Annotated in this window: 8 protein-coding genes (1 of these 8 cut by a window edge); all 8 read left to right on the plus strand. The window is 65.3% G+C overall.

All coding sequences use genetic code 11. From position 1 onward, the window contains the following. Nucleotides 1-7,377, plus strand: the final stretch of a protein-coding gene (locus QW881_RS28525; RefSeq protein WP_316159143.1) for a non-ribosomal peptide synthase/polyketide synthase. Its footprint begins 9,036 nt before the window's first position; only the last 7,377 of its 16,413 coding nucleotides appear in the window; its start codon lies beyond the left edge, outside the window; its stop codon occupies nt 7,375-7,377. Nucleotides 7,378-7,384: 7 nt separating this feature from the next. Beyond that, nucleotides 7,385-8,368, plus strand: a complete 984-nt coding sequence (locus QW881_RS28530; RefSeq protein WP_315758262.1) for an alpha/beta hydrolase — start codon at nt 7,385-7,387, stop codon at nt 8,366-8,368. Then, nucleotides 8,365-10,098: a cyclic peptide export ABC transporter gene (locus tag QW881_RS28535; RefSeq protein ID WP_316159144.1), complete on the plus strand. Its 1,734-nt coding sequence runs from the start codon at nt 8,365-8,367 to the stop codon at nt 10,096-10,098. Before QW881_RS28530 ends, QW881_RS28535 begins: the two co-directional genes overlap by 4 nt. A 133-nt stretch (nt 10,099-10,231) precedes the next feature. Next, on the plus strand, nt 10,232-11,293 hold the full coding sequence (locus QW881_RS28540; protein ID WP_410052077.1) for a GNAT family N-acetyltransferase: 1,062 nt from the start codon (nt 10,232-10,234) through the stop codon (nt 11,291-11,293). Between the two features lie 19 nt (nt 11,294-11,312). Then, nucleotides 11,313-12,644 carry a lysine N(6)-hydroxylase/L-ornithine N(5)-oxygenase family protein gene (locus tag QW881_RS28545; RefSeq protein WP_315758259.1) on the plus strand — a complete coding sequence of 444 codons (1,332 nt, stop codon included), beginning with the start codon at nt 11,313-11,315 and terminating at the stop codon, nt 12,642-12,644. Between the two features lie 198 nt (nt 12,645-12,842). Continuing rightward, nucleotides 12,843-13,196 carry a hypothetical protein gene (locus QW881_RS28550; protein ID WP_315758258.1) on the plus strand — a complete coding sequence of 118 codons (354 nt, stop codon included), beginning with the start codon at nt 12,843-12,845 and terminating at the stop codon, nt 13,194-13,196. A 314-nt stretch (nt 13,197-13,510) separates the two neighbouring features. Beyond that, nucleotides 13,511-14,761 carry an ABC transporter substrate-binding protein gene (locus QW881_RS28555; protein ID WP_315758256.1) on the plus strand — a complete coding sequence of 417 codons (1,251 nt, stop codon included), beginning with the start codon at nt 13,511-13,513 and terminating at the stop codon, nt 14,759-14,761. A 119-nt stretch (nt 14,762-14,880) separates the two neighbouring features. Next, nucleotides 14,881-15,705: an AraC family transcriptional regulator gene (locus QW881_RS28560; protein WP_315758255.1), complete on the plus strand. Its 825-nt coding sequence runs from the start codon at nt 14,881-14,883 to the stop codon at nt 15,703-15,705. Nucleotides 15,706-15,762: the final 57 nt, after the last annotated feature.

A 15,762-nucleotide genomic window follows, 5' to 3' on the forward strand; every position in this document is an offset into this window, starting at 1 on the left:
GAGCTATCGTTCGTCTTCAGCAGGAAGCGCTATCGACGCGAGACCGTGACCCGCGTCGCAGGCTGTTTCGAGGCGGCGCTTCGTGAGCTGGTCGATCACTGCACGAGCGGCGTCCACGGCGTGACGCCATCCGATGTGCCGCTGTCGAAGCTGAGCCAGGCCGAGCTCGACGCGCTGACGCTGGATTGGCGCGAGGTCGAGGACATCTATCCATTGTCGCCGATGCAACAGGGCATGTTGTTCCACGCGCTGCACGACGACGGCACCGGGGTCTACGTCAATCAGGTCGCGGCCGAGATCCGCGGTCTCGACGCCGGCAAGCTGCGGGCCGCATGGCAGGCTGTCAGCCATCGTCATGCCGTGCTTCGCACCGGCTTCTTGTGGCGTGAATTGTCAGGAACGCCGCAGCAGGTCGTGCATCGTGACGCCGACGTTTCCTTCGTCGAGGAGGACTGGCGGGAGCGCGCGGCTGGGCTTGCTCCGGCCGCCTTGGATGCTGCGCTCACGACGGTTGCGGACCGCGAGCGCGTCGACGGCTTTGATCTCTCGCGGCCGCCGCTGCAGCGCGTGAGGCTGATCCGGATCGCCGACGATGCGCACTCGCTGATCTGGACTCATCATCATATCCTGATGGACGGCTGGAGTTCGGCCCGCTTCATCGCCGAGGTGATGCAGCACGAGGAGCAGGCGGCGCTGCAGGGACAGCCGCCGCGCTACCGCGACTACATCGCCTGGCTGCAGGCGCAGGACCATGGTGCTGCGGCCGAGTTCTGGCGAGCGGCGTTGGCCGGGCTCGACGAGCCGAGCCTGCTGGCGCAGCCTGCGGTCGACGCGCGCGTGGGCCATGGCTCACTCGCCATGGCGGTGGACGTCGATCTCAGCGAGCGACTGCAACGTTTCGCGACCCGCGAGCGGGTCACGCTGAACACGGTGATGCAGGCGGCATGGGCGCAATTGCTTCGTCGATTCACCGGCCAGGACACGGTCTGCTTCGGTGTGACGGTGTCGGACCGACCCGCCGGGCTCGCCGGCGCCGAGGAGATGGTCGGTCTCTTCATCAACACCTTGCCGGTGGTCGACGCCGAGAATCCGCAGCAGCGGATCGGCGCGTGGTTGCGCGACCTGCAGGATCGCAATCTCGCCTTGCGGGATCACGGCTGGATGCCGCTGGCCGACATCCAGCGGATCGCGGGCCGGGCAGGGCGTCCGCTGTTCGGCAGCATTCTCGTGTTCGAGAACTATCCGGTCGACGAGGCCTTGAAGACCAAGGATGGCCGCCTGAGCGTCAGCCGGACGAGGATCCTCGAAACGAGCAACTATCCGCTGTTCGTGAGCGTCGGTCTCGAAAGAGAGCTGCGGTTGGTGTTCAATTTCCAGCAGCAACATTTCGACGAAGTCGAGATCCGTCGGCTGCAGATGGCGTTCGTACAACTGCTCGCGGCCATCACTCGCGATGCCGAGCAGGCGGTCGGCTGCATTGCGGCCGATGATTCCGCAGACCTCGCGCTGCTGGCGCGGGTCAACGATTCGGCGGGGGCCGTGACGACACCGAGCGTCATCGCTCAGTTCGAGGCGCAAGCAGAGCGCGCGCCCGATGCGATCGCGCTCGTGCACAATGAGGAGACGATCAGCTATGGCGCGCTGAACGCGCGCGCGAACCGGCTCGGCCACAGGCTCAGGGAGCATGGCGTAGGTCCCGACGTGGTGGTGGGGCTGGCGCTCGAGCGCGGTGTCACGATGATGGTGGCGCTGCTCGCGGTGCTCAAGACAGGCGGAGCCTATTTGCCGCTCGATCCGGACTATCCGGCCGAGCGTCTCGCGCACATGCTGAGCGACAGCGGCGCGAAGCTGTTGCTGACGCAAGCGACGCTCCACGACGGGCTCGCGCCGGTGCTGGCAGGCGGCCACGCCCAGGCTTGGCTGCTGGACGAGGTGGCTGGAGAAGAAACGGTCGACGCAGGCAATCTCGACGTCGCCATCCATCCTGAAAGCCTCGCTTACGTCATCTACACCTCCGGTTCGACCGGCCTGCCCAAGGGCGTGATGGTGCGCCATGGCGCCGTGACGAATTTCCTGGCGACGATGGCTGAGCAGCCCGGCATTGCGCGCGATGACCGCGTGCTCGGTTTGACCTCGCTGTCGTTCGACATCGCGGTGCTCGAGCTCTGGCTGCCGCTGACGCGTGGCGCTCGGATCGTGCTGGCGGATCGCGCCTCGGCCCATGATCCGGCGGTCTTGAAGGCGATCGTGGCCCGGCAGGGCGTGACCATGATCCAGGCGACGCCGTCGAGCTGGCGCATGCTGCTCGATCACGACGACGGTTTGCACGGATGGCTGCCTCGGGGCTGCCGGTTGCTGAGCGGCGGCGAGGCGCTGGCTCCCGACCTGGCGCTCCGGCTGCTCGCGCTCGGAGACGAGGTCTGGAACCTGTTTGGACCGACGGAAACCACGGTGTGGTCGGCGCTCCATCGGCTCGATCCGCGCGATCCCGCACCCGTCCTGGGCGGCCCGATCGGCAGCACAACGCTCCATGTGCTTGACGGCGGTCTCAACCGCGCGCCCGTCGGCGTGACAGGCGAACTCTTCATCGGTGGCGAGGGCCTGGCCCGTGGCTATTGGAGCCGTCCGGCGCTCAGCGCCGAGCGCTTCATTCCCGACCCATTCGGCGATCCCGGTGCGCGGCTGTACCGGACCGGCGATCTGGCGCGGTGGCGGGCCGATGGATTGCTCGATTATGTCGGCCGCGCCGATCACCAGGTGAAGATCCGCGGCCACCGTATCGAGCTCGGCGAGATCGAGGCGCGGTTGCGATCACAACCCGGCGTGCGCGACAGCGTCGTGGTGGCGCAGGAACTCGGTAGTAGTCGGCAACTGGTCGGCTACGTCAGCAGCCACGATGCGCTCGATGGTGCTGAGCTGCGCGCGCAACTCATCTCCTTGCTTCCGGACTACATGGTGCCGTCGCGTGTGATGGTGCTGCCACAACTGCCGCTGACTCCCAATGGCAAGATCGATCGCAAGGCGCTGCCGCTGCCTGACACGCGGTCCGCTAAGGCGCAGCGCATCGCGCCACGCAATCCGACCGAGGCCGCACTCGCTGCGATCTGGGCCGAGCTGCTGCACCAGGTGGATGTCGGCGTCACCGACAACTTCTTCGAGCTCGGCGGCGACTCGATCATCTCGCTGCAGATGGTCAGTCGCGCACGCCGCGCCGGTCTCGAGCTGGAGCCGAAAGATGTGTTCCGGCTGCAGACGATCGAGCTGCTCGCGCCGGCCTGCCTGGTGGCGCGGAACGACCAGCCCAAGGTTACCGTCGCGCGCGGCGCATTGTCGGGGCTGTCGAGCGAGGAGCTCGCGCGGCTTGGTGTCGACTGGGACCGCATCGAGGACGTCTATCCGCTCTCGCCGATGCAGCAGGGCATGCTGTTTCACGGCCTGCGCGATGCCGGCAGCGGTGTCTATGTCAACCAGGTCAGCGTCGAGATCCGAGGGCTGGACGTCGAGCGGCTGCGCAGCGCGTGGCAGGAGGTCTCTGCTTGTCATCCGATGTTGCGCACCGGTTTCCTCTGGCGCGAGCTGTCCGGCGCACCGCTGCAGGCGGTCCATCGCGAGGCGAGCGTGCCGTTCACGACGGAAGACTGGCGCGGACAGGCCGTCGATGAGGCGCGGCTGTCAGCGGCCCTGGCCGCAGAGCGTGACGCCGAGTTCGATCTCGCGGTACCGCCGCTGCAGCGTGTCCGCCTGTTGCAGCTCGACCACGATCGCCATCGCCTGATCTGGACTTACCACCACATCCTGATGGATGGCTGGAGCTCGGCCCGCTTCATCGCCGAAATCCTGCAGCGATATGCCGGGCGGGCGCTCACGGCTCGTTCGGCGCACTATCGCGACTATGTTGCCTGGCTTCTGGCCCAGGACGCGCAGGCGGCCGAGCGCTTCTGGCGAGGACAACTCACGGCCTTCGACCAGCCGACGCAACTGGCCGATGCCTTCGGCGCGCGGCGCCACGATGCGCACGGACATCGCCGCTGTTACACGCGGCTCGACAAGGATGCGACCGCGGCATTGAAGGCGTTCGCACGGCACGAGCGCATCACGCTGAACACGCTCATCCAGGGCGTCTGGGCGCTGCTGCTGCAGCGCTACACCGGCCAGCAGACCATCACGTTCGGCGTCACCGTCGCTGGCCGTCCGCCCGGTCTCGACGGCGCCGAGCAGATGATCGGCCTGTTCATCAATACGTTGCCGATGATCGAGGCGCCCCCGCCAGATGTCCTGATCGGTGACTGGCTGCGCGCCATGCAGGACCGTAACGCCGCGATCCGCAACTTCGAGCAGACGCCGCTCTACGACATCCAGAGCTGGGCCGGGCGTGCCGGCGAGACCATGTTCGACAGCATCATCGTGTTCGAGAACTATCCGGTCGAGCGTGGCCTGCTGCAGGGTGACGGCTCGCTTCAATTCGGCGAGCTGCGCAATGTCGACGTCACCAACTATCCGATGGATCTGTCCGTCTTGGTCGAGGATGCGCTGCAGGTCGAATTCACCTATATGCCGAGCCACTTCACGCCGGATCAGGCGGAGCAGGTGAGGGCGCAGTTCGAACATCTGCTTGCGGTCATGATGCGAAGTCCGGATGCCCCGCTCGGCGCGATCGATGCGGCGGCTGCTCAGGACGTGCAGCGAGCACGTGTCTGCAATGGTCGGGCGGCGTCTGCCGCGACGCGTCCGCTCGTGCACGAAATGATCAGCCGTCATGCACAGCGCAATCCTGAGCGTGTCGCTCTCACGATCGGCGGCAGCAACGTCTCCTACGGCGAGCTCGATCGTCGCGCCAATCGGCTCGCGCACCATCTCATCGAGGCCGGGCTCAGGCCGGACCAGCGAGTCGGCGTCGTCGTCGAGCGCAACGACGCCACGATGGCCGCGCTGCTCGCCGTGCTGAAGGCCGGCGGAGCCTATGTGCCGCTCGATCCCGAGCTGCCGCCGGAGCGCATTGACTTTGTGATGGGTGACGCCGGCATCACGGTCCTGCTGTCCGGCTCGCGTCACGTCGCCGCCATCGCCGGCGTTCGGGCCATCGATCTCGCCTCGTTTGATTTCGAAGCCGGTCCGCATCATGCGCCGGATCCTCATCTGCATCCGGAGAACCTCGCTTATGTGATCTACACGTCAGGCTCCACCGGGCGGCCGAAGGGCGTTGCGGTTGCGCATGGCCCGCTCGCGATGCATTGCAGGGCGACCGCTTCGCTCTACGAGCTCGATGAGCACGCAAGCGAGCTGCATTTCCTGTCGCTGGCGTTCGACGGCGCACATGAGCGCTGGCTCACGGTGCTGTCGCAGGGCGCAAGGCTGGTCATGCGCGATGCGGATCTATGGACGCCCGAGCAGACCGTTGCGACGCTTCATGCCCAGCGCATCACGCACATCGGCCTGCCGCCGGCCTATCTCCAGCAGGTCGCCGAATGGGTGGAGCAGACCGGCGATCCGCCGCCGGTGAGGCTGTATTCGTTCGGCGGCGAGGCCATGCCGAAGGCCGGCTTCGACAAGGTCAGACGGACGCTGAAGCCGCAGATCCTGATCAACGGATATGGTCCGACCGAGACCGTCGTGACACCGCTTGTCTGGAAGGTCGACGGCAACACGGAGTGCGACAAGGCCTATGCACCGATCGGCAGTCCCGTCGGCCGCCGCACGGCCTACATCCTCGATGCCTTCCTGAATCTCGTTCCGGCGGGCGTAGCCGGCGAGCTCTACATCGGCGGGTACGGGCTCGCGCGCGGGTACCTCGCAAAGCCAGGCATGACGGCGGAGCGCTTCGTGCCAGATCCATTTTCAGCGGAGGATGGCGCACGTCTCTACCGCACCGGCGACTTGGCGCGATGGGATGCGAGCGGCACGATCGAATATCTCGGACGCAGCGACGATCAGGTCAAGGTCAGCGGCTTCCGGATCGAGCTTGGCGAAATCCAATCGGCTCTGCTGAGCGACCCAGCAGTCGCGCAGGCTGCCGTGCTCGCCGTGGTGGGTGCGGGAGGAAATCAGCTCGTGGCCTATGTGGCGCCACGGGCGCCAGGCGACGCCGCCGCTGCTGCGGCCGAGCGGCTGTCTGCAACGCTGACTGCCGCGCTGCGCCGGACTTTGCCGGCCTACATGATTCCATCCCGCATCATCGTGCTCGAGCGCCTGCCCACGCTGTCGAGCGGCAAGGTCGATCGCAAGGCGTTGCCCGCGCCGGACACCGCTGCCGTGGCCGCGTTCATCGCGCCGGAAAGCGCTGCCGAAGTCGCGATGGCGAAGCTGTGGGCGGAGGTTCTCGGCGTCGCGCAAGTGGGCGTCACGGACAACTTCTTCGAACTCGGCGGCAATTCGATTCTCAGCCTCAAGGTGATCGCGCGCCTTCGCCGTGCCCCGGTCCTCGATGGCGAGATCAAGCTGCGGGATCTCCTGCAGAAGCCGACCATTCGCGGCTTGCTCGGCACGCCCGCAGCATCATCCATGCGGCCGTCGGCGCTGCTGCCCCTGAGTTCGCCGGTCGATGGCACGCCGCCGGTGTTCTGCCTTCACGGCGGATTCGGCACGGTGTTCGACTATGCGCCGCTGGCGCGCCGTCTGGAGGGACAGAGGCAACTGATCGGACTGCAGTGCCGGACGCTGATCGAACCATCCTTCATCGACCGGTCGCTGGCGGCGATGGCCGTAGACTATGTCGATGAGATCGTGCGCACGCAAAGCCAAGGACCCTATCATCTGATCGGCTGGTCGCTCGGCGGGCTGGTCGCATGCCTGGTTGCCGCCGAACTGGAACGGCGCGGTGAGCGGGTCGAGCGCCTGGCGCTGATCGACAGCTTCGTTCCGCATCCGCATGGTGGCGAGCACCCGTCGGTCGGACGGCATTGGACCGACGATGTGCTGGCGCTGCTGTCGGTCACGGCGCCGGACGTACAGTCTTCAGCGATCACGTCGCAGGTGTCGGCGATCCGCTCCGCCGACGCGCCGGTGACGGACGAGGTGATCCGGCGCCTGATCGCCGATGCAATCGGCATGGCGCCGCTGCAGCCGCGCGACGGTCTTCTCGGCGTCGACGACATCGTCGCGGCCTTCAGGGTCGGGCGCCACCTCGCGCAACTGGCTCGGGCGGCCGAATGGCCGGCCGATCTCGTTGCAGCGCCCGGCTGCTGGTGGACGTCCGGCCGGCTTCGACAGCGCGATCGGCTCGCGGCGCGGCTGCCGCACGCGGCGGATTGTGGCGTGGCCGGCGACGACCACTTCTCGATCCTTAGCAACGAATCCTTCCTGGCGGCGCTCGGCGCGTGGCTGGAGCCCGTCCGGGCGGCGCAGACATCGCCGGATCTGCAGCCCGAACCGGCTGAATGAGGTGATCATGAGCCTTCATCCTGATATCGCGGCACTGCTCGAGATGATTCAGCTGGGAACGGAATCCGGCGCGCGCATTCCGTTTCCGCAACTCACGCCGGCGCAGGCGCGTGCCGATTTCGACGCCTCCTCGCCGTTGCTGGATATCGATCCGCCGCCGCTCGCATTCGAGAGACAGCTTGCGCTGCCCATGCGCGACGGGACGGAGATCGTCGCGCGGCTCTACGCGCCGCGGCCGCCGGATATCGCCGATCCAGTGGCGGTGCTGCTCTACATGCATGGCGGCGGCTTCGTCGTCGGTAGCCTCGACTCGCACCAGCCGCTGTGCCGGGGTCTTGCCGATGATAGCGGCGCGGCGGTGCTGTCGATCGGCTACCGGCTGGCGCCGGAGCATCGGTTTCCGACCGCGTTCGAGGACTGCGTGGATGCGCTCGCCTGGATCGGGCGCGAGGGGCCTGCGCTTGGCCTCGATCCGCGGCGGGTCGCGGTCGGTGGCGACAGTGCGGGCGGCACGCTCGCTGCAGCCCTGGCGATCGCCGCGCGCGACGATCGGGCCTTGCCGCAGCCTGTCCTTCAGGTCCTCGCTTATCCCGGCCTCAGCCCGCAGCAGATCTCGGATTCCTACGAAAAATACGGCTCGGGCTATCTGCTCGAGCGCGAGACCGTGGACTGGTTCTTCGACCACTATCTCCCCCAGGACGCCGATCGCCACGACTGGCGATTTGCGCCGCTGGCGGCATCCGATCTCACGCGCGTCGCGCCTGCGCTGATCGTGCTCGCCGAGTTCGATCCGCTTGCCGACGAGGGGCGGGCCTATGCTGAACGCTTGCACGCGGCCGGGGTCGCCGTGGATCTGAAGGTCTATCCCGGCATGATCCACGAGTTCCTGCGCATGGGCAACGTCGTGCCGGACGCTCTGCGGGCCCGCGCCGACATCGGCGACAAGCTCGCTACCGTCTTCGGCATGGGAATGGGAGCTGGCGACCGATGATGACGTCATCCAATCCAGGGCTTGCCAACGTCGGAAGCCTGCTGCGGCCTTATTGGTTGCTGCTCGTCGCAGCCATCCTGCTCGGTCTCCTCGGCGGCGCCAGCGTTGCGGGTCTGCTCGCCGTGGTGAACCGCGGCCTCTACGCAGGGCCCGGCGACGTCGGCGGCCTGGTCGCCTCGTTCGCGGGTCTCTGTGTCCTGATCGTGGTCGGCTCCGTCGGCTCGGACATCAGCGCCAACGTCGTCGGACAGCGGATCGTCGCCTCGCTGCGCAAGTCGCTGGCCGCCAAGATCCTGATGGCGCCGATCGACCAGCTCGAATCCTATCGGTCGCACCGCCTCATCCCGGTCCTGACCAAGGATGTCGACGCCATCAGCGATTTCGCGTTCTTCTTTCCGGCCTTCCTGGTGTCCGGCGTCATCGTCGCCGGCTGCCTGATCTACCTGGCGGTGCTCTCGTGGCCGCTGTTCCTGGTCACGGCAGCCTTGATCGCGCTCGGGTCGTTCGTCCACTATCTCGCTCGCAAGCGTGGAATGACGGGCTTCAATCTCGCGCGCCAATACGAAGACGACCTGCAGAAGCACTACCGCGCGATCTCCGAAGGCGCCAAGGAGTTGCGCCTGAATCGCCCGCGCCGGCGCCACGTCCATGTCGATCTGATCGGGCAGACCGTCGACCGGATCGGCGACGTGCAGATCAAGGCGATCAATCTGCTCGTGACGGCGCGTGCGCTCGGGACGGTTCTCCTGTTCCTGGTGATCGGGACCACGCTCGTGCTGCGTCCGCTGCTGTGGCCCGACAGCCCTGCCTCGGTATCCAGCGGCTTCGTGCTGGTGCTGCTGTTCATGCGCGGACCGATCGACCAGTTGATCGGCATGCTGCCGTCGCTCGGCCGCGCCCAGGTCGCGATGCGTCGGATCGCCGAATTGTCGGACCGTTTCACCACCGAAGAGGCGGAACTGCTTGATGATCCGCAGGATCGAACCGCCGACCAGATCGAATCGATCGAGTTGCGCGGAGTCTCCTACGCATTCCCGGCGTCCTCATCCGAACGGCCCTTTGCCATCGGACCGATCGACCTTCACATACGCCGCGGCGAGATCGTCTTTATCGTCGGCGAGAACGGCAGCGGTAAGACGACGCTGATCAAGCTGCTGCTCGGACTCTATGTGCCTGACCGCGGCGTGCTGCTGCGCGACGGCAGTCCTGTCGTCAGCGAGACCCGCGACGACTACCGGCAGCTCTTCACCACCGTATTCTCGGACTATTTCCTGTTCGACACCCTTGCACAGCAGAGCAATCAGCGATCTGAGATCGCACAGCGCTATCTCGACCGCCTCGAGCTCGCGCACAAAGTCTCCATCGAAGGCGGCGCATTCTCCACCACCGACCTGTCGACAGGCCAGCGCAAGCGGCTCGCCTTGATCAATGCCTGGATCGAGGGACGGCCCGTGCTGGTATTCGACGAATGGGCGGCCGATCAGGATCCGGCGTTCCGTCAAATCTTCTACACCGAACTGCTCGCCGACCTCAAACGTCTCGGCAAGACGATCATCGTGATCTCACACGACGATCGCTACTTCCACTGCGCCGATCGGATCGTGCGCCTCCGCGACGGTCGGATTGACGCCAGCGACGCCGCTGAACGCCGCGAGCCGGCACAAAGCCAACGCACGCTCACGACCGTTCTGCAGGAACCCGCTCCGTTGCTTGGAGCATCGAATCCGTGAACCGCATCTTTGTAGTTAATCTAAAAACAGAGCTACAGACTTTGTTGTCTTCGTCGTGCCGACCGATCTACATCCTGAGCGGGAGTGGACAGAGATGGCGCCCGTGCAGATCAATGAGAGGGAAGGAGTTCGCATGAGCGCGACTGCGAGCGTTACGGGCAGTGTCCGGACATTCCCTGTCGCAACTGACGCGACAATGTCGGTCGTTCGCGACGATGACGGGCTACGGGTGATCGCGGACGGCGCGCCATTGCTGTCGGTTCGGCCGGATGGCGAACCGACGCGTCTGATCGTGCACGACGGGATCGATGATTGGCGCCGGGTCTCGCGCGGAGTAGCGGCAATGGCCGAAGCGGTCTTCGGCTGGACGCCGTCGCTGGAGAGGCTCGTCCTTGCGCTCGACGATAACTCGGCAGCAGCATCGGCCTTGGCGAGAGACGGCCTTGCGGTGGTCACTGACGGCAGGTTGACGCTGCGTCCGGACATGGTGATGCAGCGACGCGAGAACTGGCTGACGGACGCCGCATGTCCGGCGTTTCCACTATCCTACACGATGACCGATGGCAGGCGTCATCCTCGGCGCCCTCCCAAGCCGGTCGGCACCGTCTACGCCCGTTTCATTCCCTGGCTGTCCGACGTCATCAGTTTTCGCGTCGTCGACATCGCTCACGATCTCCCGCTGGTGCACCGCTGGCTCAACGACCCGCGGGTGGACACGTTCTGGAACGAGGCGGGGGACGTCGACAAGCACCGGCAGTATCTGTCGCGGATCATGTCGGACCCGCACATGGTGCCGCTGATCGGCTCCTTCGGTGATCAGCCTTTCGGCTATTTCGAGCTCTATTGGGCAAAGGAAAATCGCATCGCGCCGTTCTACGAGGCGGCGGACTATGATCGCGGCTGGCACGTGATCGTCGGCGAGGACGGCTTCCGGGGCCGCCGCTTCATCACGGCCTGGCTTCCCTCGCTCATGCACTACATGTTCCTCGACGATTGCCGCACCGAGCGCATCGTCGGCGAGCCAGCGGCGGCGCATTCCCAGCAGCTGCGTAACCTGGATCTGGCGGGCTTTGCGCGGATCAAGAACTTCGACTTCCCACACAAGCGGGCAACCCTGGTCATGTTGCTGCGCGAGCGCTTCTTCGGCGACCGGCTGTGGCAGCCGGCGCCCAAGGAAGCACCCATAGAAGCCTAGCGCGGACGGAGCATCACCCATGTCGTATCATCCTGCCCCTGAATATGATGTCGTCGGCGTTGGCTTCGGCCCGTCGAACCTCGCACTGGCGATTGCGCTCGACGATTGCGCCAGGCAGCAAAGCTTGAAATGCCGGTCCCTGTTCGTGGAAAGGCAGCAGGACTTCAAGTGGCATGGCGGGATGCTGCTGCCCGGCAGCAGCATGCAGATCTCCTTCCTCAAGGACCTGGTATCGCTTCGCGATCCGACCAGTCCGTTCACCTTCGTCAACTACCTTCACAAATCCGGCCGGCTGCTCGACTTCACCAACTGCAAGACGTTCTATCCGAGCCGGATCGAGTTCAACGACTACCTCCGATGGGTCGCTGGCCAGTTCAGCGCCATGGTCGCATATGGAGAGACCGTCGAGGCTGTCGAGCCCGTGCACGCCGGTCAGTCCGTCACCGCGCTTCGGGTGCTCACACGCATGGTTGACGGGAAAGAACGGTCACGCGTCACGCGGCACCTCGTGGCCGCCGTCGGCGGCGTGCCGCACATCCCGTCCGTATTTCGAGCGGTCGCGATGGATCCGCGGGTCGTGCACACCAGCGGCTATCTCGGCTCGTCGCTTGCGGCAGGATCGGACGGTCGCTCGCCGCGGGTGGCGGTCATCGGCGGCGGGCAAAGTGCGGCTGAGGTCACCCTCGATCTCAGCGAGCGGATTCCGGGCGCCCAGATCGATCTGGTCTTCCGCGGGCATGCCCTCAAGCCGGCCGACAGCAGCCCGTTCGTAAACGAGATCTTCAACCCGGACTACACCGATTATTTCCATTCGCGGTCCGACGGGCAGCGCGAGACAATCGTCCGCAGCTTCCGCAATACCAATTATGCGGTGGTCGACCCCGACCTGCTCGATCAGCTCTACCGGATGACGTACCAGCAGCGCGTTGCCGGAGCTCGGAAGCTGGCGCTTCATCCGCGCAGCGAGATCGTCGCAGCTCACACCTCCCCCGAGGGGGTGGTGCTCGAGTTCAATAACAAGGACGAGGAGGTCCGCCGCCGAGCGGCATACGATGCCGTCGTGCTCGCCACCGGCTACGAGCGATCTCCGATCCCGGGGTGTCTCGATCCGATCAGCCGCTACATCGAGTCGGCGTCGCTTGATCGCGACTATCGTCTGCAGACAAGTCCCGCGTTTCGTCCACACGTCTATGTGCAGGGCTGCGCCGAAACCTCGCACGGCCTCTCCGATACGCTGCTCTCGGTGCTGCCGATGCGGGCTCAGGAGATCACGAAGTCGCTCGTGTCGACAACGGCGAGAGAACAGGACGCCGCGCCCTCGCAGGACCGGGCCGAGCGCGTGTACTCGTGATGGAAAGCCGAATGCGGAGCCACGACGAGCGCGCCGCGCGCGACGTCGTGGAATGAGGCCGAAAGGGCATCTTTGCGACGACCTGGCCGTCCCTGGCGTGTCACGGTCGAGTTGTCATCGGGGGGCGCCGTGCCTGCAACTGCTGGATGACCGACATCTCGTGTCGGCCGGCGGGCACGGTGGAGTGCAGGATTGGAAATGGGTGAGCCGCATCTGCCTGAGCGGGTCGTAACCTTGCTAGTGTCGAGTGAATACGCGCGGCTCGTCGGCCGGACCATGTCGGAACGGCTCGATTACATCGTCGACATCGCCTCGCTGCATACGCGCGACGAGTTGGTGCGGCGACTGGGACTCGGCCGCGTGGTCGTGCGCCAGGTCGAGAAATGGCTCGCGTTCCACGGACGCCGTCTACGGCATCCGAACGAAAGCATCGATATTGCCATGTGCGGATTGGAATTTCGGAAGCGGCGCATCCGGCGGTCTCGGGTGGCGGTACGATCGCGTCGGTTGAACTCCAAGACGATCCCAAGGGAGCCGGGCCGAGGCAGTTGAGTTGCCCGTGCTCTGCCAGCGCGGCCAGGCCGCTGCCACGCCGCCGAAGCCCTGACGGGACCGCGATGCACGCGGAGTGCATCACAGGCTTATCGCGTCGCATCATGGAAAATGAGACTCTTCGTCAAGGCCGAGGCCGGGCGGGTTGCGCCCGGCCTCGGCTCATCCGCTAGCCTCCGCGGTCGATGGGAGCTCACCGTCGCTCGTCAGAGATCACGCGAGGCGTCGGGGAGGTCCGCTGCCAACATGGCCAACAAAACAGTGGCCGGCACACGCTCGTGTGCCCCAGCAATGGACGACAAGGGAGGAGTTCGATGCACATGCGAAGTGTAGGTATCGCCGTGTTCACGGCGCTTTTGCTGTCCGGCACGGCATTCGCGCAGGAAAAGATCAAGGTCGGCGTCACGGCGACGCTGGAGGGCACCTATACCGTGCTCGGTGAGGACGGGATGCGCGGACATGTCACCGCGCTGAACGTGCTCGGCAAGAAGGTCGGCGACAAGGAGCTGGAGTTCGTCGTCGCGTCGACCGATGCCACGCCGGACTCGGCCATCCGTGCCGTGCGCAAGCTGATCGAGCAGGACAAGGTGCAGATCCTGCTGTCGCCGCTGTCGGGCGACGAGGGCATCGCCGTCAAGAACTTCGCCAAGACGCACCCCGAGCTGACCTTCGTCAACGCCGCGTCCGGTGCGCAGGAGACGACCTATGTCGATCCTGCGCCGAACTTCTTCCGTTTCAACATGGATGGTGCTCAGTGGCAGGTCGGCCTCGGCAAATATGCCTATGAGACCAAGGGCTATCGCAAGATCGCGACCGTCGGCGAGGACTATTCCTTCATCTATACCCAGGTGTTCGGCCTGGCGCTGGAGTTCTGCGGCCTGGGCGGCAAGATCTCCAGCCGGCAATGGGTGCCGCTCGGCACCAAGGATTTCGCGTCGGTGATCGCGGCGCTGCCCGATGATGTCGATGCGATCTATCTCGGTCTCGGCGGCGCCGATGCCGTCAACTTCCTCAACCAGTATCAACAGGCCGGCGGCAAGGCGCACCTGATGGGCGGCTCGATCATGATCGACCAGACCATCCTGTCGTCGAAGGGCAATGCCAAGAACGCCCTGATCGGTACGATTGCGGCATCGGGGCAGGCCGATACCTGGGAAGATCCGCGCTGGCAGAAGTTCGTGAAGGCCTATCAGGACTCGTTCCCGCCTGAGAAGCGCTTCCCGAGCCCGTCGCTGCTTGCCACCAACTACTATGGCTCGACCATGGCGTTGATCCTGGCGCTGCGCGAGGTCAATGGCGATCTGTCGAACAACCAGGCCAAGCTAAAGGCGGCGCTGGCGAAGATCGAGATCGATGCTCCCAACGGCAAGATCAAGCTCGACGCCAACCGCCAGGCGATCGGCACCAACTTCGTCACCGAGGTCGTCGACGATGGCAAGGGCGCGCTGTTCAGCAAGGTCGTGAAGGTGATTCCCGACGTCAACCAGACGCTGGGATACGACGCCGCCACCTTCGCCAAGATCGGCCTGCCGAGCCGCACCGTGCCCGAATGTAAGAAGTACTGACCTTTCTGCAGAGAGCGACGCGGCTCGAGCGGGCTCGGGCCGCGTCGTCGCGTCTCTTGCTTTCTGCAAAACAATGATCGACGCTGACGAACAATAAGAACCATTTCGGTGAGGAAGTGATGAGTAGGGCGCTCGCCGTCTTTCATGCTCGCTTCGGCCGCGCGACGGTTTATCAGCTCAATCGGCCATTCAATGTGCATGCCCACCGCGAGGGACATCTGATCTTTCATGTTGGCGGGACGCCGGCCGATATCGACGTCTGCGATCAGCATTATCAGATCGGCGAGGACTGGATCGTCGCGGTCAATCCGTGGGAGCCGCACAACTTCCTGCCGAACGATGTCGGCAACGGCGCCATCTTCTTCGTGCTCTACGTCAATGCGGAGTGGTTCACGCCGTCGGCCGCGCGCGAGCAGGGCCTGCGGTTTGGTCGTACCTGCTTTCGGCGAACCGCCGCCCTCGACCGCTGCATTCGCCGCGCCGCAGCGTTGGTATGTGGCGTGCCATCGCTCGGTTGCCTCGACGGCGAGTTGCGGCAGCTGATCGACAGTTGCTACGAGGAGAGCTGGCGCGTCTCGGATCAGATGCCCGAGCGGCCGTGCGCGGAAGTGACGGATTTTCGAGTTCGCAAGTGCATCAAGCTGATGTCGGACAGTCCGTGCGCCGAGATCGAGCTCGATCACATCGCCCGCGAATCCGGACTGTCGCGGCCTCATTTCTATCGGCTGTTCCGTAGCCAGACCGGAGTAACGCCCAACCTCTATTTGAATACGCTGCTGATGGAGCGGGCGCTCGATGCGGTGGTGGCGACGGAGTCGCCGATCGCCGACATCGGCTTCGATCTCGGATTCACCTCCCAGAGCGGCTTCACGCGCTTCTTCGCCGGAAATGTCGGCATGGCGCCGACCGACTATCGCCGCGCTGCAAAAGTGCTGCGCGCCTGACGTGCTGCTGCGCGTCGCGCGAAAAGAGACTGTCGATCAAGTGCGCATGCTTGTCTG

This window comes from Bradyrhizobium sp. SZCCHNS3016 (genome assembly GCF_032484535.1).
Lineage (GTDB): Bacteria > Pseudomonadota > Alphaproteobacteria > Rhizobiales > Xanthobacteraceae > Bradyrhizobium.